Source organism: Pseudomonas sp. BJa5 (genome assembly GCF_030272875.2).
Lineage (GTDB): Bacteria > Pseudomonadota > Gammaproteobacteria > Pseudomonadales > Pseudomonadaceae > Aquipseudomonas.
The window spans coordinates 16,580-38,223 of record NZ_JALRNG020000049.1; the positions used below are offsets into that span (position 1 = coordinate 16,580).

Consider the following 21,644-nt stretch of genomic DNA (forward strand, 5'->3'; position numbering starts at 1 on the left):
TCGCGTCGTTGCAAGCGGCGGTCACCAAGCCTGCTTTAATGAATCAAGCGATTTTACCCGTCATTGAAGAGAGCGCCCGCCCATGGACCGTCTCACCGCCAAAGACTTCGCCCCCGAACTGCTCGAACTCTACGACTTCTACGCTCACGGCCGGATCAACCGCCGTGAGTTCCTCGACCGCGCGGCGGCCTTCACCTTCGCCGGCATGACCGCCAGTGCCTTGCTGGCGTCGCTGAGCCCGAACTACGCACTGGCCCAGCAGGTACCGGCCTCCGACCCGGATATCCACGCCGAGTACATCACCTATCCCTCGCCCAAGGGCCATGGTCAGGTGCGTGGCTACCTGGTGCGACCGGCCAAGGTCCAGGGCAAGTTGCCCGCCGTGGTGGTGGTGCATGAGAACCGCGGCCTGAACCCTTACATCGAAGACGTGGCCCGGCGCCTGGCCAAGGCTGGCTTCATCGCCCTGGCGCCTGATGGCCTGACGTCGAAAGGCGGCTATCCCGGTGATGACGAGAAGGGCAAGGAACTGCAGGCCGGGATCGACCAGCAGAAGCTGATGAACGACTTCTTCGCCGCCATCGAATGGCTGATGAAGAACGACACCACCACCGGCAAGGTCGGCATCGTCGGCTTCTGCTATGGCGGCGGGGTGGCCAACGCGGCGGCGGTGGCCTACCCCGAACTGGCCGCGGCCGTGTCGTTCTACGGGCGCCAGGCCGATGCCAAGGATGTGCCGAAGATCAAGGCGCCCTTGCTGTTGCACTACGGCGAACTCGATACCCGCATCAACGAAGGCTGGCCGGCCTATGAGCAGGCGCTGAAGGCGGCGGGGACCACCTACGAGGCCTATCTCTACCCCGGTGCCAACCACGGCTTTCACAACGACACCACGCCGCGCTACGACGAGGCGGCAGCCCAGCTGGCGTGGGAGCGGACCCTGGCGTGGTTCCGGCGCTACCTGAAGTAGTTGGCACACATCCGGATACAACCGCTGTTTGCCAAGGTTGCATTGCTCTGCTTGCATGCCTGGTTTACTCGATAGGCCACGTCAGGAGACAGGTGATGAGAACCATGGTGGTAGGGGCAAGCAAGGGACTGGGCCGGGCCTTGATCGAGGGCCTGGGAGAGGCGGGCGACACCCTCATCGGTGTGTCGCGCAGCCGGCCTGAAGGCCTGGTGCCGCGTCCGGGCGTGCAGGTGCAGTGGATCGAGGCCGACCTGGCTCATCCACGGGAGGCGGCGCAGCGCCTGGAGCAGGCGGTGGCCGGGCAGGGTCTCGATACCCTGGTCTACAACCTGGGCATCTGGGAGCGCCGGGCCTTTGCGCCAGACTACGACTTTCTCGCTGACGATGACGCCGAAGTAGAAGCCATCGTCAGCTGCAACATCACTGCGACCCTGTTGCTGATCAAGCGCCTGCTGCCGACCCTGCTGCAAAGCGAGCGGCCACGCATCATCCTCACCGGCTCGACCTCCGGCCTGAGCCAGAGCGGGCGCCCGGAGGTCACCTTCGGTGCCTCCAAGTTCGCCTTGCGCGGTATCGCCGATGCCCTGCGCGAGGGCTACCGCCAGCAGCAGTTGGGCGTGACCTGCCTGAACCTGGGCTACCTCAACACCGACGACCCGCTGGCGACCCCGCGCGAGGAGGCTGCGTTGCGTGGTGAAGGCCAGTTGATTCCGGTGCACGATGTGGTCCAGGTGGTGCGCATGGCCCTGAGCCTGTCCACGGCCTGTTTCGTCAAGGAACTGACCTTGCCGGCCATGGCCGACGAGCGCTTCTGAGCCTCGATAGGGGGCGGACCCTTGTGGGCGCAACTGTCTTTGTGGGAGCTGGCGAAGCCTGCGATCGACTGCGCAGCAATCGCCATCCGGCCACCTCGCTGGATCAGACGTACTGGGGCGCTCTTGTACTGCGGCCGCTTCGCGCCCGATCGCAGCCTGTCGGCAGCTCCCACAGATACCCTGCAATCTTTGTGGGAGCTACCGCCAGGCAACCACTGATCCGCCCCCGGATGCCCCATCGATATGGCGGAGTAGGATGGAAGGCTGCAGTACAAAGCCCCCATTCCCTGGGAGACTCAGCCATGAAGATCGTCGTTATCGGTGGTACTGGCCTGATCGGCACCCAGCTCTGCAACAACCTGCACGCCAAGGGCTACGGCGTACTGGCCGCTTCGCCGAAAACCGGCGTCAACGCCCTCACCGGCGAAGGCCTGGAAAACGCGCTCAAAGGCGCCGATGTGGTCGTGGACGTATCCAACTCACCCTCGTTCGAAGACGCTGCGGTGCTGTCGTTCTTCGAAACCTCCGGGCGCAACCTGTTCGCCGCCGAGAAGCACGCCGGTGTACGTCATCACATCGCGCTGTCGGTGGTAGGCACCGAGCGCATGCTCGAGAGCGGCTACTTTCGCGCCAAGATGGCCCAGGAGAAACTGATCAAGGAAGCGGGTGTGCCTTACACCATCCTGCGTGCCACGCAGTTCTTCGAATTCATGGGGGCGATTGCCTATTCCGGCGCCGACGGTAACTGCGTGCGCCTGACCAATGCCGCCCTGCAACCGATCGCCTCGTCCGATGTCGCCCAGGCGTTGGCCAACCTGGTCGATCAGGGTCCGGCCAATGGCACCCTTGAAGTTGCCGGGCCCGACCGCCAGCCCCTGGTCGAGTTCGTGCGCGCCTACCTGGAGCACAACCGCGATGCCCGCGAGGTGATCGCCGATCCCCAGGCCACCTATTTCGGTGCGCCGATCGATGATCGTTCGCTGACCCCTGACGATAATGCGCTCAAGGGTGGCATGCATTTCCATACCTGGCTGAAAAACACCCCCGTCCAACGTTGATGCGGATCAGGAGCCTGTCATGCGCATTCCTTCGTTGCTTGTGCTTGTAGCCTTGATGGGCGCCACGACGGTGGTGGCCCAGAGTTCGTCAACCAGCGCACCACCACCCACGGTCAAGCCGGTGATGACGCAGGCGCTGCCCGACTACCCGGGCAAGGAAATCCTGGTGCTGGAAGTGGAGTACCCGCCAGGTGGCGCCGACCCGGTGCATCGCCACGACGCCCATGGTGTGGTCTATGTGCTGGAGGGGACGGTGGTGATGGGGGTCAAAGGCGGAAAGGAAGTTACCCTGACGCCCGGGCAGGTGTTTCATGAGGGGCCGGCGGATATCCATACCGTGGGGCGTAATGCCAGCCAGGACAAGCCGGCGAAGTTTGTGGTGTTCCTGCTCAAGGAGACCGGCAAGCCGGCGTTGTTGCCGGCGGATTGATCGGTGATACAGCGGTGATTCACTGCTGTTCCGAAATCGACGGGTCAAACCAGAGCGTTGGCATTTAGGATGATGAGCATATCCATTCCTTGCAGCGGCGCTGCTGGCTGGTTTCGCCCTTTACGGCGACCCACTTTTGACGGGGCAAAAGTGGGCAAAACCCCCTGTCCCTGCATCCGGCCCTACGCTGCGCTTCGGGTTCCCTCCTTCCACCCTTGCTCCCGCGGGGGCGCGCCGAAGGGCCGTCCCTGGCCCTACGGCGCTCGCCGGCCATCCATGGCCGTCGCCCCACTACGCAAGGGTTCCACTCGGCCTCCTGAAGGGACGATCGGTGGCGCCTGGATTATCGCGCGCTTAGAAGCAAGAGCAAAAGCAGAGCGAAGCGCGGGCTTTGCTCTCCGACTTCGCTTTTGCTTTGGTTTTTGCTTTTGCTCTTCGTACATCGTCAGCCCAGACGACACGATTCGTCCCTTCAGGAGGCTGAGCGGAGGTATTGCGTAGCCGGGTGCAGGCCATGGATGGCCTGCAAGCACCGCAGGGCCATGGATGGCCCTTCGGTGCGCCCCGGCGGGAGCAATGCCGGAGGGAAGGGACCCGGAGCGCAGCGTAGGGCCGGATGCAGGGACGTACGGTTTGGCTACTTTGCCAAGACAAAGTAGCCCGCCGTAAGGGCGGAAAGGTGACTCCGCGTCACCCTCGCGAATGGATCAGCTCGCAACACCCCAGACCAATGCGTTGGCACTGAAGACGATGAGCATATCCATTCCCTGCGGCGGTGCTGCTGGCTGGTTTCGCCCTTTACGGCGACCCACTTTTGAGGGCAAAAGTAGGCAAAACCCCTGTCCCAGCATCCGGCCCTTCGCTGCGCTACGGGTTCCCTCGTTACACCCTTGCTCCCGCGGGGGCGCGCCGAAGGGCCGTCCCTGGCCCTGCGGCGCTCGCCGGCCATCCATGGCCGTCGCCCCACTACGCAAGGGTTCCACTCGGCCTCCTGAAGGGACGATTGATGGCGCCTGGAATATCGCGCGCTTAGAAGCAAGAGCAACAGCAAAGCGAAGCGCAGGCTCGGCTTTGCGATTTCGCTTTTGCTTGTGCTTTTCGTGCATCGCCAGACCAGGCGACACGGTACGCCCCGCCGGGAGCAATACCGTAAGGGCGCAAAGGTGACTCCGCGCCACCATGGCAAATGGATATGCACTCACCCCTCAAGGCCAACTCCACTACCGACCACAGCCTTACGCCGCATGCGCTGGGCCACTTTCGCGATCAGTTTGAGAACGATGCCAGCGAACATCGTCGAGAACGCCAGTACATACCACCCCCCCATGGGAATCCGCTTGAAAAACGACAGGCAGAACACCAGCGCAATGACCCACACCCCCATGCTGTGCAGACGCTTCCAGGCCGCCCCCCCGAGCCAGCGCATCGGTGTCTTGAACGAGGTCAGGGTCAGCAACAGGATGAACACATAGCCGAAGGTGCCGGGCAGGCTCGAGGTCACCGTACGCCCGGCCCAGAACAGCGCCGGAAAGTGCTGGGCGTACTGGTAGATCAGCACGCCGTGCACGGCATGGGAGAAAGCAAACGCCAGGCCCAGGTAGCGCCGCTCGCGCAGCAGCCTGCGGGTGCTGTCACCCGGCAGCAGGATCGCCAGCGAAGAGGCCAGGAAGGTCAGCAGGAACAGCGCATACGAACTGCGTGCCGTGGCACGAATGGCGCTGCGCAAACCGTCCGAGCCCAGCGGGTGGGCGGCCAGGGTCAGCGCGGTCATGGCCAGGGTCAGCAGGGCGAGGAGGCCGAACAGCTTCCAGCCCGAAGGCAAGGCGGTGAGTTTCATGGGGTGCTCCGGGTGCAGGGGCGACGACGGAGTGCCGTCGCCTGGTCTGCCCGGGAGTCTTGCAGGGGCGCTTATCTGCAGTGTGTCGGCCGTTGGCGGTTATGTATCGGCGTGTACAACCGCGCTCACGGGGTGGCCGGTCGCAACTCGATCTGCGCGCACAGACCGCCGCCCTCGCGGTTGCTCAAGGTCAGGGTGCCGCCGATGGCCTGGGTCAGTTGCTGGGCGATGGCCAACCCCAGGCCCGTGCCACCGGTGGTGCGGTTGCGCGAGCCTTCGACCCGATAGAAGGGCTTGAGCACTTCATCCAGCTCGTCGGCAGGAATGCCGGGACCGTTGTCCAGCACGCGGATCACCGTGCTGTGGTTGGCGCCATGCTGGACTTCCAGCTGCGCGGCACCGGCGAACTTCAGGGCATTGTCGATCAGGTTCACCAGCACCCGGCGCAAGGCGTGGGGGCGGGTGTTGATCACCGCGCCATTGGTGGCGCCCAGCGCCACCTGCTGGCCGCTGTCCTGGTAGTCGAGCACCAGGCTGTCGAGAAAGGCGTCCAGCTGTACCCGGCAACTGGCCTCGGTGCTGCCGTCGATGCTGCGGGCATAGGCCACGCCTTCGCGCACCAGGTGCTCCATGGCTTCCAGGTCGCTCCAGAGCTTGTCTTTTTCCGTGGAGGCGTCCATCACCTCGACCCGCAGCTTCATCCGCGTGATGGGGGTTTGCAGGTCGTGGGAGATGGCCGCCAGCAGCTGCATGCGCTCTTTGAGGTAGGCGGCGATGCGCGATTGCAGCGAGTTGAACGCCACCGCCGCGTAACGCACCTCACGCGGGCCGCTTTCATCCAGCTCCGGGCCTGGGGCGTTGGGATCGAGGCTGTCCACCGCGTGGGCCAGGCGGGTCAACGGGCCGATGGCGGTCTTCACCGCCAGCCAGGTACACAGCAGCAACAGCGCCAGCTGGATCAGCAAGACCACCGGCAGCCAGGTCGACAGCGGCACCGATGCCGGGGTGACGTCCACGGTCAGCGGGTTGCCATCGGCCAGGCGCAGGTGCACCTGAAAATGCGGGCGTGGGCCTGGAATGCTCTGGTAGTCCAGCCGGTACTGGCTGCCGATGGCCTTGTCGATGGACTGTGCGGCCATCGGCGCATCGGCCAGTTTCAGGGGCTGGCCCGGTTTGCCGCTGTCCAGGCGATAGCGGTAGTTGCGCCGCTCCAGGCGGGGCAGCCAGGCCGCGCGTTCGGCCGCAGGCAAGCGGTCGAGGATGGCCACCGAGGTGGACACGTCCTGCTCCAGGTTGCCCAGCATCATCGAGCGGGAACTGACGTAGCGCTCGTAGAACTGGAAGCTGAACGACAACCCGTAGGCCAGCACCAGGCCGGTGAAGAAGATCAGTGCCAGGCGCGAGGCCAGGGTGCGCGGCCAGCGCAATTGCACACTCATGATGACGACTCGACCAGTTGCACCGGCAGCGAGAACACATAGCCTTCGCTGCGCACCGTCTTGATATAGGCCGGCTCGCGGGCGTCATCCAGCAGGCGCTGGCGCAGGCGGCTGACCAGCAGGTCGATGGAGCGGTCGAAGATGTCCGCCTCGCGGCCCTGGGTGAGGTTGAGCAACTGTTCGCGACTGAGCACCCGCTGCGGATGGTCGAGGAACACCCGCAGCAGGCGGTACTCGGCGCCGCTCAGGGCCACCAGGGTGCCCTCGGCGTCGAGCAGGTGGCGCGCCGTGGTGTCCAGGCGCCAGTGGCCGAAGGCGATCAGCCGGCTGCTTTCGGTGATGCTCAGGTTCGGCGGCAGCATGCGCGTGCGGCGCAGCACGGCGTTGATCCGCGCCAGCAGTTCGCGGGCCGAGAAGGGCTTGGTCAGGTAGTCGTCGGCGCCCATTTCCAGGCCGATGATGCGGTCGGTTTCGTCGTTGCGGGCGGTCAGCATCAGCACCGGCGTGGCCTTGTGCTTGCCGGCGCGCAGTTCGCGGCACAGTACCAGGCCGTCGTCGCCGGGCATCATGATGTCCAGTACGATCAGGTCGACCGTATTGGATTCGAGAAAGGCGCGCATCTGCCGGCCATCGGCGACGATGGTGGTGCGCAGCCCGTTCTTTTTCAGGTAGTTGCCTACCAGCTCTCTGATTTCGCGATCGTCGTCGACGATCAGCACATGATCGACATGATCCATGCCCGGCTCCTGTTCAAGCGCTCTGGCGCCAGTGTACAGAGCCCGGTGGCGCTTGCCTGCCGGGGTTTGTATTGCAGTGTATCTGCTTGGGCGACAGATACCTGCTGAAGCAATGCGCGCTGATCCGGACACATCGCCGATACCTGCTGCGCCTCAAATAGGTCTCATCGGGAAGGGCTGTTCCTCCCCGGCAACAGGGTGAAGCCTCACCCGGGAGACGCGAGATGAACTTCAAGACCCTGGCCCGCATCGGCCTGTTCGCCACCCTCGGCCTGGGCGCCTTCAGTGCCTTTGCCGACACCACGCAACCGGTGCCCAGCTACCATTACGGCCAGCACCTGGATGTGAAGAAAGTGCTGTCGATCCATGACGACAACGCCAGCCAATGCGGGATCGTCACCGCGCAGATGGACTACCTGGACTCGAAGGGGCAGCCCCATAGCGTGAAATACCAGACCTACGCCACCGGTGCCTGCCACGAAGGCGGCTAAGCGCCTCAAGGAGAGAGAACGTCATGGCATTGTTCACAACCCTCGGCGGCGCCCTGCGCCGCCTGAACCCGGCGCGCCGCCGCGCCGCTATCGTCGCCACGCTGGCCCTTGCAGTGGTCGCCCTGGGCCTGGGTGGGCGGCTGTTCGCAGGCAGCTCGCAACTGGACAGCCTGGGGCCGATGCCCGAGCTCGACGGCGCCGTGCAATGGCTCAACTCGCCGCCGCTGGACCGCGAGGCGCTCAAGGGCAAGGTGGTGCTGGTGGACTTCTGGACCTACGACTGCATCAACTGCCGGCGCAGCCTGCCGTACGTCAACCAGTGGGCCAAGCGCTATGCCGACAAGGGCCTGGTGGTGATCGGCGTGCACACCCCGGAGTACGACTATGAAAACGATATCGGCAACGTTCGCGAGCAGGTGAAGAAGCTCGGCATCGAGTACCCGGTGGCCATCGACAACCGCTACACGATCTGGAACGCCTTCTCCAACCAGTTCTGGCCGGCGCACTACTTCGTCGATGCCCGCGGCCAGGTGCGCTATGTGCACTTCGGCGAAGGCGCGTACGACACCCAGGAGCAGGTGATCCAGCAGTTGCTGGCCGAATTGCCAGGGCAGGCGGGTGCTGCTCAGTCCCCCGCGAATTAGCCTGTGGTCAGGGCTGCAGACAGCCGTAGCATGGCGGCTTCGATCTCGCGCTCGGTCAGCGAGGCGTAGCCCAGCAGCCAGCCCTGGCGCTTGTGCTCGCCCTGGTACAGGCGGCTGAGGCCCGGCAACTGCACGCCGGCCCTGGCGGCCAGGTCGATGCTGTGCGCTTCGGACCAGCCCGGTTCCAGCAGGCAGGGGATCTGCAGGCCGCCCGGCGGGCGCAAGGCCGTGACGATGCCGGGCAAGTGCCTGGCGATGGCGTCGAGCAGGTAGCTGCGCCGTTGCCCGTAGAGTTTGCGCATGGCCCGTACATGGGCGTTGTAGTGGCCGTCCTCCATGAAGCGCGCCAGGGTCAGCTGGAGTATCTGCGGCGTGTGTCCGTCGACGATGCTGCGGGCATGGCTGAAGGGTTTGACCAGCTCCGGCGGCAGTACCATGTAGCCCATGCGCAGCCCCGGAAACAGGGTCTTGCTGAAGGTGCCGATGTACAGCGTGCGCTGCTGCTGATCGAGGCCCTGGACACAGGCGGTGGGCAGGCCGTCGTAGTGGAACTCGCTGTCGTAGTCGTCTTCGATGATCCACTTGCGCTGCTGCGCGGACCAGTTGATCAGCTCCAGTCGGCGCTCCAGGCTCAGGGTGGCGCCGGTGGGGTACTGGTGCGACGGGGTGACGTACACGCAGGCGGCGCCACTGCGGTCGGCACGCAGCAGGTCGGTGCGGATGCCCTGGGCGTCGACGTCGATGGGCACGACCCGGGCTTCGGCGGCTTCGAAGGCCTTCCTGGCACCAAAGTAGCCGGGGTTCTCCAGCAGGATCGGCTTGCCCGCATCGACCAGCAGCTGCGCACAGAGGAACAGCGCCTGGCGCGTGCTGCTCAGCACCAGCACCTGCTCGGGAGCCACCCGGGCGCCGCGCTCCAGGTTCAGGTACACGGCGATGGCCTTGCGCAGCGGCTCGGCGCCCTGGGGGTCGCCGTGCAGCAGGACATGGCCACGGTAGTCCTTCATCGCCTGGCGTTGCAGGCGCTCCCACACGGCGGTGGGGAAGGAGCGGGTTTCCGGCAGGCCGGTGGCGAACGCCTTGATGGTGGTCTGGTCGGCGACGCCGCCGCTGTCGAAGATCATCCGCCCGCGCAGGCTCAGGCCCTGGCCCGCTGCTGGGGGCTCGGGCCGGTGACCGCGGGGCTTGCTGCGCCGGCGTGAGGCGCCGCGCAGTTCGTTGCCCAGCGCTTCGGACACATAGCTGCCCGAGCCCTTGCGGCGCAGGATGTAGCCGTCGCGCTGCAACTGCACATAAGCGTTTTCGACGGTATCGCGGGCCACGCCGAGGCGGGTTGCCAGGGTTCGGGTCGCCGGCAGTTTCACCCCGGGGGCGAGGGCACCGTCGAGGATCAGCGCGCGCAGGGCACGCTGGATCCGCTGGTGCAGGTCCAGGCGTGCGAACTCGGCATCGTTGAGGCGAATCTTCAGGGTTTCAAGCTCGAACGCAATGGCCATGTGGTCTGCCGTTGGTGGGTAAACGGAGCGGATCAGGCAGGCCAGTTTAGGCGTAGAGCCACGCTTGCGTCACGCGCTGCGCGGGGAGGCAGTGTCCTGTCGTTCTCAAGTGTTGTGCACCTGCTGATCGCCGATGGGATGCTTGCTGGCGGGCGCGCTAGAATGGGCGATCCCGTCCCCCCGTAACGAGGTTACCTGTGAAATACGCCATTGCCCTGCTGCTGAGCCTTGCGCCGTTGCTGACCAGTGCTGCCCAGGTCGGCGAGCACCTCAAACCCTGGACCTTGCTCGACCAGTATGACCAGGCCTATAGCCTCAACGAGCAGACCCGCATCCTGCTGGTGGCGCGCAACATGGACGGCGCCAAGCTGGTCAAGGCGGCCCTGGCCGAGCGCCCCAAGGGCTACCTGGAGGCGCGGGGGGCGGTGTTCGTCGCCGATATCCAGCGCATGCCGGCGCTGATCTCGAAACTGTTCGCCATTCCGGCCATGCGTGACTACAGCTACCGCGTGCTGCTCGATCGCGAGGGCAGTGTGGCCAGCCGTTATGCCGGTGCCGAGGACACCGTGCTGTGGCTGCAACTGGACAAGGGCCAGGTAGTGGCAGAGCACGAATACGCCACGGCCCAAGCGCTGCGCCAGGCGCTGGAACAAGCCGTAGGAGCGGGCTTGCCCCGCGATTGACCGCACCACTGTATCGCGGGGCAAGCCCGCTCCTACAGGTCAGAGGCTGATCGGCACCTGCAGGGTCGACTTCACCCGCTCCAGTACCACGATGGTCCTGAACCATTTCACATTGGGGTTATCGTGGAACAGGCGCTGGGCCAGGGCCTGGTACTGGCTCATGCTCGCCACCGTCAGCACCAGCATGAAGTCGGCGTCGCCGGTGACGTAGTAGCACTGCTGGATCTCGGGCCCGGAGAAGGTCTGCTTCATCAGCTCAAGGTCCGCCGACTGGGTGCGGTCGGCGTGCACCTCGACCATCAGGGTGATCACCTGGCCGACCTTTTCCGGGTCGATCACCGCGGTGCTGGCCTGGATGAAACCGGCTTTCTTCAGCCGCTGGATGCGCCGCTGCACCGAGGCCGTGGACAGGTGCACCTGTTCGGCCAGGGTGCGCAGCGGCAGGCTGTTGTCCTGCTGCAGGGCATCGAGCAGGGCGAGGTCGAAGTCGTCGAGTGCAGGTTTTGCGTGCAAGATTTTCTCATCCAGGCAGTGAAAAACGAGGGCACTTCTCAGCAGCGATGCAATAAATTACCACGCATCGACTCCCCACAAGAAGAACGCCGCCATGGACCCTCGTACCTCACCCAACGCCACCCTCGGTGTGCTGCTCAACGTCCTGGCGTCGGTGCTGTTCGCCGTGATGTACGCCTACACCAGCCTGCTCGCACCCCTGGAGGGCGAGGAAATCTACGGCTGGCGGATCCTCCTGACCGTGCCCTGCCTGACCCTGATGGTGATCGCCAGCGGCCACTGGCACGAGGTGCGCACCCTGTTCGCCCGCGTGCTGCGCGAGCGTCTGTTCTGGGCGGTGCGCCTGCTGTCGGCAGCCCTGCTCGGGGTGCAGCTGTGGCTGTTCATGTGGGCGCCGGTCAATGGCTACGGCCTGGACGTGTCGCTGGGCTACTTCATCATGCCGCTGACCATGGTGGTGCTCGGCCGCCTGGCCTTCAACGACAGCATCAGCCGCCTGCAACTGCTGGCCTGCGCGCTGGCGGCGGTGGGCATCATCAACCAGGTCGCCATCGCCAAGGCCATTACCTGGCCGGTGCTGGCGGTGGGGCTGGGGTACCCGTTGTACTTCTGGCTGCGCCGGGTCAGCGACAGCAACACCATGGGCGGCCTGTGGTTCGACATGACCCTGAGCCTGCCGGTCAGTCTGTGGCTGGTGCTCAAGGGCGGCGTGGTGCTCGAGGTGGCCGGCAGTGGTTCGAGCTTGCCCTGGCTGGTGCTGGGCCTGGGGGCGATCAGCGCCTCGGCCCTGGCCTTGCAGGCACTGTCGGGGCCACGCCTGAACCTGACCCTGTTCGGCCTCTTGGTGTATGTCGAACCGGTGCTGCTGGTGCTGGCCGCGATCCTGCTCGGTGAAAGCATCGCCCCGGCCCAGTGGCCGACCTACATCGCCATCTGGCTGGCGGTGCTGGTGCTGGTGGTGGAGGGCGGCCTGAGCCTCAATGGCAGCCGCCGCAGTTACTCGCCCAGCCGTTGCTCGCGTGAAGGCGGGTAGCCGAAGTAGGCGCTGTAGCACTTGCTGAAATGCGAAACCGAGACGAAGCCACAGGCGATTGCCACATCCATCAGCGGCAGGTCGGAATACTGCAGCAGGCGCCGGCTCTTGGTGATGCGCAGTTCCATGTAGTAGCGGCTGGGCGAGGTGCCCAGCTGGGCCTGGAACAGGCGGTCGATCTGCCGTCGCGAGCGACCGCTGTAGGTGGCCAGCTGGTCCAGGCTCAGGGTTTCTTCCAGGTTGTTTTCCATCAGCTCGACGATGGTGCGCAGCGGTACGCTCATGGATTTCTTCGAGCTGCTGTCGACCCGGCGAAAGCGCGCCCCGGAAAACGCCAGGATCTCCTCGACACCGGCCGCCAGGGCTTCACCCTGCTGCAGCTTGAGCAGTGCCAGCATCATCTCCAGCGCACCGTTGGGGCTGGCGGCGGTCAGGCGGTCGCGGTCCAGCACGAAGCTGGCCGGGGTGATGCTGCTTTGCGGGCTGCGCTCGGCCAGGCTGGCGCGCTGCTCCGGGTGGATAGTGCAGCTGTAGCCGTCCAGCACCCCGGCGCGACCGAGAAAGTAGGCGCCGTTCCACAGACCGCCGAGGGCCAGCCCGTGGTCGGCGGCATCACTGAGCAGCTTGTCCAGTTCCGGGTACTTGAGCGGCGTGCGCAGGCCGCCGCAGACCACCAGCAGGTCCAGCGCCGGTCGCTCGAACGGCGTTGCATAGATCTCCAGGCCCAGGTCGCTGGTGACCCGTTCGCTGCCCAGCGACAGCGGGGTGATGCTGAACAGGTTGTTCTGCAGCAGGTTGGCGGTGACCAGCACATCCATGGCCACGGTGAAGCTGGCCATGGAGAAGTTTTCCAGCAACAGGAAGCCCACGCGGTAGGCGGGTGCGGAGGCCGCCTCGGGGTGCTTGAGGTTCAGCATGTTTGTTGTACTGGTTTTCTTGCTGAAGTGGCGAGGGGTGGGCAATTTGGGCTCCGCAGGGCAAGGGGGACTACGTGTTCGAATGATGCCAGATATTGAGGGTTGCGACTGCTGGTCCGTCGAACGCAGGCTTCGCCAGCTCCCACAGCAGAGCAGTACGGCCCCATACCTTGTGGGAGCCTGCGATCGACCGCGAAGCGGTCGCTTGCTGTAACCTGCCAGCAAACCCCAGGAGCCCACCGCCATGCTCGGCCAGCCCTTCCACCCCTGCCAGGCCCTCGCCGACACCTTGCTGCCTCACCTGCCCGACAGCAGGGGCGACGGCTCCCACGACCTTGCGCACATTCATCGAGTATGGACCAACGCCCGGGCCATTCAGGCCGAGGAGGGTGGCGACCTGGACATCCTGCTGGCCGCGACCTTGCTGCACGACTGCGTGGTGGTGGAAAAAAACTCGCCGCTACGCAGCAAGGCCTCGACCCTGTCCGCCGAGAAGGCCTCGGCAATCCTCGGCGAAGAAGGCTGGCCCGCCGCACGCGTGCAGGCTGTTGCCCACGCCGTACAGACCCACAGCTTTTCCGCAGGCCTGCTCCCCACCAGCCTTGAAGCGAAGATCCTGCAGGACAGCGACCGCCTCGACGCCATCGGCCTGGTGGGTGTGGCCCGCTGTTTCTACGTGGCCGGGCGCAATGGCAGCGCCCTGTACGACTTCACCAACCCCTACGCCGAGGGGCGCGATCATGATGATAGCCGCTACGCTATCGAGCACTTTCACACCAAACTGCTAAAACTGGCCTCAGGGTTTCAAACCGCAGCGGGCGCACGCATGGCCGCTGAGCGCCACCAACGCCTGGAGCACTTCCTGGGGAACTTCATGCACGAGATCGCGCCCAACGACACCTGACGCCCATTGCCGAGCCACGCCATGCCCACATCCCACCTGGACCCGCTGCGCAAGGTGATCGAGCAACTGCCGGTCACGCCCCCGCCTGCACCCTGGCAGCTCAAGGCGCGGCTTACGGTGGCCGGTCTTCTGGAAGTGGGTTTCGACCGTGACAGCGAACTGCTGCTGATCGCCTCGAGCGCCGGCCGCAGCGTGATCGATTGCCGCAGCGGCGAACGGGTCGCCCGCGATCGCACCGACAACCTGGGCAGCGACCGCCACCTGGAAACCCGCGGCATCGGCCCGTTGCAGGATCGGGTCATCCGCATGGCCGGCATCAATGGTGGCGGCCTGCCGGTGGCCACGGCCGATGGCTGGATGATCGAGGACATCACCCTGGCCTGGCCTGCGCAGCACCTGCTGCTGGTCGAGCCCGGCTCCTGGCTGCACGGCGCCCGCTATCACCGGCCGGCGGTGTTCCACAAACTGGCGGTGGAGCTGGAGGTGCGGGCGTTCGGGTTTTCCTATAGCGGGTTGAGTCTGGTGATTGCCAGTGGGGGGGAGGTGGTGGTGTTTGGGCGGTGAAAAAGACTTCCCAATCCTTCCGATACGCGCTCAAGCTGCTCAAGCGTGAGAAAAATCAGCAGTCCGGTAGTAATGCCAAGTCATGTCAATTGCTCCTGCAAGCCAATCTCATTCTGGAGATTCATTGTCGGCAATCCCGTACTTGTCCTGCGGCATCAAGCGCGCTTGCTTCGTGATTCCAGGCTCAATCCGATAATGCTGCCCGCCACTCGTGCAGTAGGCTTTGAATCCATGTAGCGAACACGCCAAGTCTGGTTTGGCTAGGCCTTTGAACAGTGTTGGGCGTGATCCATCCAGGAAGAGCAGATCATCTCCGACCTTGATCAAAAGCGGTTGCCGGCTGGCCCGATCTCGACAGGTAAAGGATTCGTCGTCTGCGCAGGAAAGCGCCAACCTTGTTGCTTGGGATAGCTCAAAAAACGGAAGTGGCCATCCATTGATGAAGAGGTGATGGGCGTCACGGGCAAAGGAGTAATTTTTCCAATGCTCGGCAGTGCCGGTTGGAAAGAACACCTCGAAGGTCGCAGGGGCCGCACCTTCAATCCTGTCCGAGTTGTAGTACGCGGCGGTACGGTCCACCGCATAACGACTCAGCTCATCGAGCTGTGACGGCGTCAACACAGCGGGCGTTGCCGGGGCCATGCGGAAGTTTGCACCATCGCGGCTTACTAGCCAGAATTTGCGCGTCTCATACGTGTTGTGGATCTGCAAGCTGCTCGGCAACCAGCAGACTGGAATCAATACTTGCCCTATTGAGCCCACGCCTCGTCCGGAGCACGGACTGCTGCGCGTGGAGGTCGCTGATGTCCAGTATGCAGAGCCGTTTGCGACGACAAATCCGTAATTTCGTTCGAGCGTAGTGTGCTTGCTGCATGCCCTGGTCCTGGCTGGTGATTGCCGGGTTGCAATGGCCTCTCTAACGCTAATCTCAAACCATTGTTCTTTGCAGTCGTAACGTTCAAAGGCTTGGCAATATCCCGATAGCCAAAGCAGGCCTGTAACTGTAATCCGCCGAGCGAGTGTGGTCAGGAGGCGGCGGTAATCGGTAGCGCTTACCGCTCCTGGTTTAACCGGATCAACGGAAATGCTACAACCATGGCCGCTTGGAACTGCATGGGATGGCTTGGTTGGGTAATGCTCAGGCCCCATCAAAATTCTCCGTTTGCTGTTTTCGTGCCGGCCGTGCCCCTGACAGGAAACAGGCTGACGCTGGGCATCGAACCGCCAGCATGGGTATTTCCCTGGTCTGTTTGAACAGGCGAATGTCGCAACTCCTTAGCGGGGCTTAGGTGCAGCGACCGGGGTGAAATGTAGGGAAGCAGGCAGCGGTCGACCGGTGATAGGGTCGAGTTGTTTGTCGTTGGCCAGTTTGCGGATCAGCGTCTCGTCGGGCTTTGGCGGCGGAACGTTGGCCAAGCGCTCTTCCAGCCATTGTAGCTTGCCGTCCCAGGGCGGCAGCTTGACCGGAGGCAGGGGGACGATTTCGTTGATTTCGGGGACTTTGGGGTTGGCGTAGGAATAGCCTGCTAACACATTCCAGATTTTCTCGTAGCGATCGGCACGCTCATCATCTTTTTGCTGAGATAAATAATCTATTACATCGTCCGGTTGAGGAACACGAAAAGCATCGGACAAACGAGAAGCTGCGCTCTCGTGTCCTGCAGCTACACCTAGTTGGAATACTTCAAGTGCATCTTGGTATTGCCTCATTCCCTTTAAGTTGACCCCTAAAGCTACAGTCGCTTTTCCATGACCTTGCTCCGCAGCACACCGGTGCATCCGGCGGGCAATATCGGGAGCGATATCGCTCGGTGCCAGCTTTTCTGCAATGTAATATTGCGCTTCGGCGTTACCTTCATCTGCTGCCTTGCGGTAGTAGCGCAGCGCCATTTCTTGGTCTTGCTTCAAGCCAGCCGAACCTTGTTGCAAGAAGATGGCAACAAAGTAATAGCCTGTTGCCACACCTGCGTCGATTAACTGCTGACTAAGGCGAAGGTTTTCAGCGCCACGAAGTTTGAAATGACCGCGTATGGCACCGTTCTGCAGGTTGATGCTGGCTTTATGATGACCCTGCTCAGTAGCGATGCGGTATAACCTCTCGATCTGCTCGTCGACGCTCTTGTCCTGGTTGAGCTGATTGTTCTTTTGCAACCAGCGTGCGTGCTGGAAGAGGATGTCAGCCTCAGCTGGTGGCGCAGGTATTCTTTCGTGCACACAGCTGAAAGCGAGCTTGGCATTGATAGTACCGAGGGCGGGCACCGCTACATGTTTTTTCGCTTGGACCAAAGCATTGCCGTTGTCACAAGCAGCCAGCAACAGGCTTGAAAGTAGAAGGCCCCGGCGCATCAGGTTATGCCTTCCAGGGCGGTTTTCACGCTTCACCATAGAAGCACCAACGGATCGTTTCTTCGTTTGTCGTAACCCTGTCAGAAAGCGGCCAAAGGCGTCGGTGGCTACGCTGAACCACCAGCTTGGGCATCGACTCGCCTTGTTTGAACAGGCGAATGCCACCATCGCTGGCGGAAGCTGCATACCCGAATGTCAGACCAACAGCTTCCCAGTAGCCGCTCTGTGGACAGGCTTGGCCGCTGTTGCACATTAGAGGGACCCCCGTGGCCTTGATGAAATGGGGGGAGGCAGGCAACGGCCGACCGGTGGCGGGGTCGAGTTGTTTTTCGTTGGCCAGTTTGCGGATCAGGGCCTCGTCGGGCTTTGGTGGCGGGACGTTGGCCAGGCGCTCTTCCAGCCATTGCAGCTTGCCGTCCCAGGGCGGCAGCTTGGCCGGAGGCAGGGGAACGATTTCGTTGATTTCGGGGACTTTGGGGTCGGCGTAGGAGTAGTTGGCGAGGATGCGCCAGATTTTTTTGTAGCGGTCGGCGCGCTCAAGATCCTCTTGTTGGCCGAAGTAGTGCAGATCATCTGACGGATCCGGTCCGCGAAAACCGTCGTCCAAGTAGCCGGCAGCACTTTCGTCGCCTGCGGCTACACCCATTTGTAATACTTCCAGAGCCTCTTGAAAATTGCCCTTTGTCTGCAAGTTCACAGCTAGTGCTACAGCCGCTTTACCATGCCCTTGTTCTGCTGCACAACGGCGCATCTGACGAGCAATGTCCGGAGCTATACGGACTGGAGCCAATTTTTCGGCAACATTATATTGCGCTTGTGCGTTCCCCTCATCAGCTGCCTTTCGAAAGTAACGCAGAGCCATTTCCGAGTCCTGCTTTAATCCGGCGGAGCCTTGTTGTAGAAAGTACGCTACAAATAGGTAACCGGTGGCCACGTTTGCACCGATCAGTTGCTCGCTCAAGCGTAACTGCTCTTTACCCCGCACCTGGAAGTGGCCGCGCATGGCGCCATTTTGTAAATTGATATTGGCCTTGTAATGATAATGTTCAGTAGCAATGCGATACAGCCGCTCTATCTCAGCGTCGACGCTTTTTTCCTGCTTGAGCTGATTGTTTTTTTTGCAGCCAGCGTGCATGCTGGAATAGAATGTCGGCCTCATTTGGGGGGGGGATTTGCTCGTGTTTGCAGGTAAATGACAGTTTTGTTTTAATCTCAGTAAGCGGATCCATCACAGCGCCTTTCTTCGAGTGGGTTAAATCAAGGCCGGCATCACAGGCAGCCAACAGTAAAAATGAACACAATGGAATCCAACGCATCAGTCGAGGTTCTTCAGGATTGCTTCGTTGTAAATGAATTCAATCAAAGGGGCGTAAGGTGAAAATTCTTCCTTTTTATAGTCCTTATTTTTATTGATTATTACCTGCCACTCTTTGAATGCCTCTGCCGGATCATCCTGTGCTCCCTTATTATCGGTATGCAACCTCCACAACTCCCGCCGCAACGCCTGAGTCTCACTCGCCCACTCATGGGCAATATTCAACTCACTATCGACCAGCATGCTGCGCTCATTGATATTGGCCGAGCCGAGGGTGGTGAACACATCGTTGACGATCATCAACTTGGAGTGGATGTACACCGGCATCCAGGGTTTTCCGGCGGGCGAGTCGGGGGCGACCAGGGAGCACACATGGATCTTCAGGCCAGGGATCGGCTCCGGGGTGATGGTGCTTTCTTCGATTTCCCTGATCTTGTCCTTGAGGACGGCTTGCCGCCAACGACTATCGTCGAAACGTTGCTGCCGGGCGTCTTTGGCCTTGCCGCTCGCGTCACCACCACCTAGCGCATCGGTGAGGCTCGTCAGGGTGATCAGGGCCTGCATTTCAAGCATCTCGGCCAGGGTCATTGCCTCTTTGTCTGCCTGGGCCTGCACCTGCTCGATGCGTCGCAATTTGGTGACCTGGGGCATGGTGTCGGCGCGACCGAGGCTTTCCAGCATGCGCTGGGTGTTCACCGTCCCTGCGCCAATGCCGTCGTCGGTGGCGTTGGTAATCACGAACAGGTGCAAGGCGCCGTGCAGGCCGGGATCGCGTCCTGCGCGGGTCTGGACGGCGGCCGCTTGCTTGATCGCCTCGGCCAGGGGCGGCCAGCGAAAGTACTGGTTCTCGATGTAGATGAACTGGGTCGCGTTGTTGATGGCCTTGAAGTGCAGTGCCTGGATATCGCACTTGCCGTCCTGTGGCTGGGTGCGGACCAGTTGCACGAGTTGCTCGGTGGCCCCGGGCATGCATTGAAGTTGCGGCCCGACTTGCCTGGCCTGGCGCAAGGCGAACAGGTCTTCGCCGGTCTCCTTGCGCCAGGCCGTGGCGAAGTTGTGGTGCAGGTGTTCGAGGATCGGCCCGCTGACCCGGCTGGAAATATCCTGGCGGGGCGTGTCGCCCCGTGGGCCTCGGTTGGGGGCAGGCTTGGCGTCTTCCGAGCGGTTCAGCGCTGAGTGATCGTCGGTGTCCCAGTACTCGTCAAGCATGTTGTGGCCCATGACGAAGCCGACAGCACTGTCCTCCAGCTCGTAGTCGACCAGCACAGCCTTTTGATGATGGGTCGGTGCGATGGTCATGGCGAAATTGGTGTCAAGGCTGAGCTGCGGATCAAGGCTTTTGTAGCGTGCCTGGTAGGCAATTTCGGCCCGCTCGAAGAGGCTGAAGCCACGACCGACGAACACCGGAATGTTCCGCTCTGCACGAAGCGCTGCGGCCATGTTGTCGGGCATGGCGCAGAGGTTGAACCATTCGCGGTCATAGGCGTATTGCTCCTGTGTAGAGCGTTGCAACGCCCGATCCCAAAGGCGGAACGGTCCCTTGCCGGGCAGGTTGGCTTCGCCACCAATCCCGGCACTGTTGAACGGAAATTCCCAGCCGAGGATACGCACCGCCACCCCTTTGCGGGCTTTGGCCATCAGCAGTTCGCCAATGCAGGGGGCGCTGCCGTCCCTGATGAAGTACATCGATGGCTGGAAGCCCCAGCAGATGATGTCGATGGACTTTTTCGCCTGGGCAATGGCCTGGTGCACGGCCCTGAAGGCGACTTCGCCATTGATCAGGGGCTCAAAGGCCGCCGCCGCCGGAGGGTATTCGGTGTTGATCAAGTACCAGGGCGATGAACACGTCGCCTGCTGGGTGTGCTGGAGTGCAAGTGGCACAACGATCTCGGGCTGACTCATTGTGTCTTTCCTTTTTTAGTCGCTGAATTTTCCATAACTGCGGCATACAAGCCGCGGTGGTCCGTATGCGAGTCGGGTTGGCTCAACTCGGCATCGGGTTGCGAGGGATGGTTGTGTAACCCCTGATTGGCCAGGTGCCCTTGCTCGACATTGCTGTACTCGTCCGGCACCGGTATGCGGAAGGTCACGCCATTGGCCATCTGCAAGTGGTAGTGACGGGTCACCACCTGATGTTCGATCGACAGTTGCCCGCTGGCGTCCAGCACGCCTTTCTGCAATACGCCGCCGTCGGCGACGAGGGTGTAGGGCATGCCGGCCCAGGCCGCGTGTGGGGCATTGGGGGCCTGGGGGATGTTCAGCTTTACGCGTTGCGGCTGCACCTGGCGCTTGGGGTAGTCCGGGTGCGTGGCGGTCATGCTCGCCGGGCCGCTGTAGTCGAAGTGCGCCGACTTGACCGCGTAGTCGCCCGCCGTGCCCGATTCGATGCGGCCGGCATCGAGGGTGATGTAGCTGCCACCGGCATTGAGGGTGATCTTTTTCTTCGCCGTGAGGCGGATCTCGTCTTCGCTGCTGATGATCTCCAGGCCATGGCGGGCCAGCAGTTGCAGGCTGTCGTTCTGCGCCTGGACACAGACCGGGCCCTGGTTGGCCACCAGCTTGATCCCCAGCTTGCGCACGAACAGGCTCAGGCCCTGGCCGACGCCGATGAACAGGCGCTTGACCACGCTGAGGTCGGCGGCGCCGCCGGCGTTGAGCATCAGGTTGTGCCGGGCCGCCAGTTGCAGGTGCGCGCCGCTGGTGAGGGCAATACCCTGTGGCGCGCTGAGCAGCAGCACCGAGGCCTTGAGCTCGTCGAGCTGCTCGCGCAGCAGGGCGATCTGCGCGGCCACGTCGGCCGGTTCGGCCTGGCTGGCCTGGGCATCGACGCTGAGCGCTTGCAGTTGCTCGCCGGCCTGTTGCAGCCGCTCCCGTGCCGCGTTCATTTCCAGCACCGGGCCCTGGGCCTTGGGCTGCTCGTCAGCACTGATGAACAAGCCCTTGCCCGCCCGGAGCGCGCCCCAGCCATCGCTGCGCAGCTCAAAGCCTTCTCCGCGCTTCTGCTTATTGCCATCGACCAGGTGCCCGAGGTTCAACTGGCTCTTGCCACTGTGCTCGGTGCTGAGCTTGATGTGCTCCTGGCCCCGGGTGTCGTCCAGGCGCAGCTTGTTGTTGGCCGGGGTGCGCAGCACGTTGCGCTTGTAGTTGCGCAGGCTGACGTGATCCGGGTGCTGGTCGTCGTGCAGGGCGTGGGCGATGTAGGGGCGGTCGGGGTCGCCCTGCTCGAAGGCCACCGCCACTTCGGTGCCGGCCAGCAGCGGCAGGTGCAGGCCGTGGGTGTCGCCGGCATAGGGCCGCGCCAGGCGCAGCCACAGGCTTTCCTCGCCGAGCCGCCAGCTGTCGCGGTCGAATAAAAAGCGCACTTTGTAGCGGCCCTGCAGGTCGATGTGGCCGTAAGGGTCGTTGGCCCGCGTGCTGCTGACCCGCGCCGGCACGGTGCCGGCGATCTGCGG

At 63.0% G+C, this 21,644-nt stretch carries 21 protein-coding genes; 10 read left to right on the forward strand and 11 right to left on the reverse strand.

Annotated features, from left to right (window positions below):
- Positions 1-82: 82 nt before the first annotated feature.
- The 4 genes from yghX (at position 83) to M2D63_RS22815 (ending at position 3,273) form a co-directional block, all read left to right on the forward strand.
- Positions 83-970: a YghX family hydrolase gene (gene yghX / locus M2D63_RS22800; RefSeq protein WP_285865323.1), complete on the forward strand. Its 888-nt coding sequence runs from the start codon at positions 83-85 to the stop codon at positions 968-970.
- Positions 971-1,065: 95 nt separating this feature from the next.
- Complete coding sequence (locus tag M2D63_RS22805) at positions 1,066-1,785, forward strand: SDR family oxidoreductase (RefSeq protein ID WP_285865324.1); 720 nt, start codon at positions 1,066-1,068, stop codon at positions 1,783-1,785.
- 302 nt (positions 1,786-2,087) lie between these two features.
- Positions 2,088-2,843 carry an SDR family oxidoreductase gene (locus M2D63_RS22810; RefSeq protein ID WP_285865325.1) on the forward strand — a complete coding sequence of 252 codons (756 nt, stop codon included), beginning with the start codon at positions 2,088-2,090 and terminating at the stop codon, positions 2,841-2,843.
- A gap of 19 nt (positions 2,844-2,862) precedes the next feature.
- The gene (locus M2D63_RS22815; RefSeq protein WP_285865326.1) at positions 2,863-3,273 is read left to right on the forward strand and encodes a cupin domain-containing protein; all 411 of its coding nucleotides are present in this window, start codon (positions 2,863-2,865) and stop codon (positions 3,271-3,273) included.
- Positions 3,274-4,471: 1,198 nt separating this feature from the next.
- Here M2D63_RS22815 and M2D63_RS22820 read toward each other — a convergent pair.
- The 3 genes from M2D63_RS22820 to M2D63_RS22830 all read right to left on the reverse strand — a co-directional run bounded on the left by M2D63_RS22820 (position 4,472) and on the right by M2D63_RS22830 (position 7,286).
- Entirely contained in the window at positions 4,472-5,110 is a 639-nt protein-coding gene (locus M2D63_RS22820) for a ferric reductase-like transmembrane domain-containing protein (protein WP_285865327.1), read from the reverse strand.
- Positions 5,111-5,235: 125 nt separating this feature from the next.
- Positions 5,236-6,537 (reverse strand): ATP-binding protein, encoded by a 1,302-nt coding sequence (locus tag M2D63_RS22825; protein ID WP_285865344.1) that lies wholly within the window; start codon positions 6,535-6,537, stop codon positions 5,236-5,238.
- A gap of 8 nt (positions 6,538-6,545) precedes the next feature.
- Positions 6,546-7,286, reverse strand: coding sequence for a response regulator (locus tag M2D63_RS22830; protein ID WP_285865328.1), 741 nt, complete (start codon positions 7,284-7,286; stop codon positions 6,546-6,548).
- A 224-nt stretch (positions 7,287-7,510) separates the two neighbouring features.
- Here M2D63_RS22830 and M2D63_RS22835 point away from each other — a divergent pair, with 224 nt between their 5' ends.
- Both M2D63_RS22835 and M2D63_RS22840 read left to right on the forward strand, forming a co-directional pair.
- The gene (locus tag M2D63_RS22835) at positions 7,511-7,777 is read left to right on the forward strand and encodes a DUF2790 domain-containing protein (protein ID WP_285865329.1); all 267 of its coding nucleotides are present in this window, start codon (positions 7,511-7,513) and stop codon (positions 7,775-7,777) included.
- A 23-nt stretch (positions 7,778-7,800) separates the two neighbouring features.
- The gene (locus M2D63_RS22840) at positions 7,801-8,421 is read left to right on the forward strand and encodes a thioredoxin family protein (RefSeq protein WP_285865330.1); all 621 of its coding nucleotides are present in this window, start codon (positions 7,801-7,803) and stop codon (positions 8,419-8,421) included.
- Here the strand turns inward: M2D63_RS22840 and M2D63_RS22845 are convergent.
- Positions 8,418-9,917, reverse strand: a complete 1,500-nt coding sequence (locus M2D63_RS22845) for a PLP-dependent aminotransferase family protein (protein ID WP_285865331.1) — start codon at positions 9,915-9,917, stop codon at positions 8,418-8,420. The genes M2D63_RS22840 and M2D63_RS22845 overlap by 4 nt on opposite strands.
- Positions 9,918-10,114: 197 nt before the next feature.
- Here M2D63_RS22845 and M2D63_RS22850 point away from each other — a divergent pair, with 197 nt between their 5' ends.
- Positions 10,115-10,600, forward strand: a complete 486-nt coding sequence (locus M2D63_RS22850) for an FAD/FMN-containing dehydrogenase (RefSeq protein WP_285865332.1) — start codon at positions 10,115-10,117, stop codon at positions 10,598-10,600.
- Positions 10,601-10,639: 39 nt separating this feature from the next.
- On the opposite strand, the gene M2D63_RS22855 is transcribed toward M2D63_RS22850, so the two are convergent.
- On the reverse strand, positions 10,640-11,113 hold the full coding sequence (locus M2D63_RS22855) for an Lrp/AsnC family transcriptional regulator (protein WP_285865333.1): 474 nt from the start codon (positions 11,111-11,113) through the stop codon (positions 10,640-10,642).
- A gap of 94 nt (positions 11,114-11,207) precedes the next feature.
- Between M2D63_RS22855 and rarD the strand changes: the two genes are divergently transcribed.
- On the forward strand, positions 11,208-12,146 hold the full coding sequence (gene rarD / locus M2D63_RS22860) for an EamA family transporter RarD (protein ID WP_285865334.1): 939 nt from the start codon (positions 11,208-11,210) through the stop codon (positions 12,144-12,146).
- Here rarD and M2D63_RS22865 read toward each other — a convergent pair.
- Positions 12,110-13,108 carry a GlxA family transcriptional regulator gene (locus tag M2D63_RS22865; protein ID WP_285865335.1) on the reverse strand — a complete coding sequence of 333 codons (999 nt, stop codon included), beginning with the start codon at positions 13,106-13,108 and terminating at the stop codon, positions 12,110-12,112. The genes rarD and M2D63_RS22865 overlap by 37 nt on opposite strands.
- Positions 13,109-13,307: 199 nt before the next feature.
- On the opposite strand from M2D63_RS22865, the gene M2D63_RS22870 reads away from it, so the two are divergent.
- Together M2D63_RS22870 and M2D63_RS22875 are read left to right on the forward strand one after the other, a co-directional pair.
- On the forward strand, positions 13,308-13,967 hold the full coding sequence (locus M2D63_RS22870; RefSeq protein ID WP_285865336.1) for an HD domain-containing protein: 660 nt from the start codon (positions 13,308-13,310) through the stop codon (positions 13,965-13,967).
- A gap of 21 nt (positions 13,968-13,988) precedes the next feature.
- On the forward strand, positions 13,989-14,531 hold the full coding sequence (locus tag M2D63_RS22875) for a hypothetical protein (protein WP_285865337.1): 543 nt from the start codon (positions 13,989-13,991) through the stop codon (positions 14,529-14,531).
- Positions 14,532-14,639: 108 nt separating this feature from the next.
- Here M2D63_RS22875 and M2D63_RS22880 read toward each other — a convergent pair whose 3' ends face one another.
- The 5 genes from M2D63_RS22880 to M2D63_RS22900 all read right to left on the reverse strand — a co-directional run.
- Positions 14,640-15,242 (reverse strand): hypothetical protein, encoded by a 603-nt coding sequence (locus M2D63_RS22880; RefSeq protein ID WP_285865339.1) that lies wholly within the window; start codon positions 15,240-15,242, stop codon positions 14,640-14,642.
- 564 nt (positions 15,243-15,806) lie between these two features.
- Complete coding sequence (locus M2D63_RS22885) at positions 15,807-16,877, reverse strand: DUF6396 domain-containing protein (RefSeq protein ID WP_353050876.1); 1,071 nt, start codon at positions 16,875-16,877, stop codon at positions 15,807-15,809.
- Between the two features lie 25 nt (positions 16,878-16,902).
- Positions 16,903-18,012 (reverse strand): DUF6396 domain-containing protein, encoded by a 1,110-nt coding sequence (locus M2D63_RS22890; RefSeq protein ID WP_353050875.1) that lies wholly within the window; start codon positions 18,010-18,012, stop codon positions 16,903-16,905.
- A gap of 180 nt (positions 18,013-18,192) precedes the next feature.
- Entirely contained in the window at positions 18,193-20,094 is a 1,902-nt protein-coding gene (locus M2D63_RS22895) for a phosphatidylserine/phosphatidylglycerophosphate/cardiolipin synthase family protein (RefSeq protein ID WP_285865341.1), read from the reverse strand.
- Positions 20,091-21,644, reverse strand: a 1,554-nt coding sequence (locus tag M2D63_RS22900) for a type VI secretion system Vgr family protein (RefSeq protein ID WP_285865342.1), incomplete at its 5' end; no start/stop codon positions are given. The genes M2D63_RS22895 and M2D63_RS22900, both read right to left, overlap by 4 nt.

Bases quoted from the DNA above. Each gene is read 5' to 3' on its own strand.
- yghX (WP_285865323.1), top strand. From the start codon at position 83: ATGGACCGTCTCACCGCCAAAGACTTCGCCCCCGAACTGCTCGAACTC.
- M2D63_RS22805 (WP_285865324.1), top strand. From the start codon at position 1,066: ATGAGAACCATGGTGGTAGGGGCAAGCAAGGGACTGGGCCGGGCCTTG.
- M2D63_RS22810 (WP_285865325.1), top strand. From the start codon at position 2,088: ATGAAGATCGTCGTTATCGGTGGTACTGGCCTGATCGGCACCCAGCTC.
- M2D63_RS22815 (WP_285865326.1), top strand. From the start codon at position 2,863: ATGCGCATTCCTTCGTTGCTTGTGCTTGTAGCCTTGATGGGCGCCACG.
- M2D63_RS22820 (WP_285865327.1), bottom strand. From the start codon at position 5,110: ATGAAACTCACCGCCTTGCCTTCGGGCTGGAAGCTGTTCGGCCTCCTC.
- M2D63_RS22830 (WP_285865328.1), bottom strand. From the start codon at position 7,286: ATGGATCATGTCGATCATGTGCTGATCGTCGACGACGATCGCGAAATC.
- M2D63_RS22835 (WP_285865329.1), top strand. From the start codon at position 7,511: ATGAACTTCAAGACCCTGGCCCGCATCGGCCTGTTCGCCACCCTCGGC.
- M2D63_RS22840 (WP_285865330.1), top strand. From the start codon at position 7,801: ATGGCATTGTTCACAACCCTCGGCGGCGCCCTGCGCCGCCTGAACCCG.
- M2D63_RS22845 (WP_285865331.1), bottom strand. From the start codon at position 9,917: ATGGCCATTGCGTTCGAGCTTGAAACCCTGAAGATTCGCCTCAACGAT.
- rarD (WP_285865334.1), top strand. From the start codon at position 11,208: ATGGACCCTCGTACCTCACCCAACGCCACCCTCGGTGTGCTGCTCAAC.
- M2D63_RS22870 (WP_285865336.1), top strand. From the start codon at position 13,308: ATGCTCGGCCAGCCCTTCCACCCCTGCCAGGCCCTCGCCGACACCTTG.
- M2D63_RS22875 (WP_285865337.1), top strand. From the start codon at position 13,989: ATGCCCACATCCCACCTGGACCCGCTGCGCAAGGTGATCGAGCAACTG.
- M2D63_RS22885 (WP_353050876.1), bottom strand. From the start codon at position 16,877: ATGCGCCGGGGCCTTCTACTTTCAAGCCTGTTGCTGGCTGCTTGTGAC.
- M2D63_RS22890 (WP_353050875.1), bottom strand. From the start codon at position 18,012: ATGCACGCTGGCTGCAAAAAAAACAATCAGCTCAAGCAGGAAAAAAGC.
- M2D63_RS22895 (WP_285865341.1), bottom strand. From the start codon at position 20,094: ATGAGTCAGCCCGAGATCGTTGTGCCACTTGCACTCCAGCACACCCAG.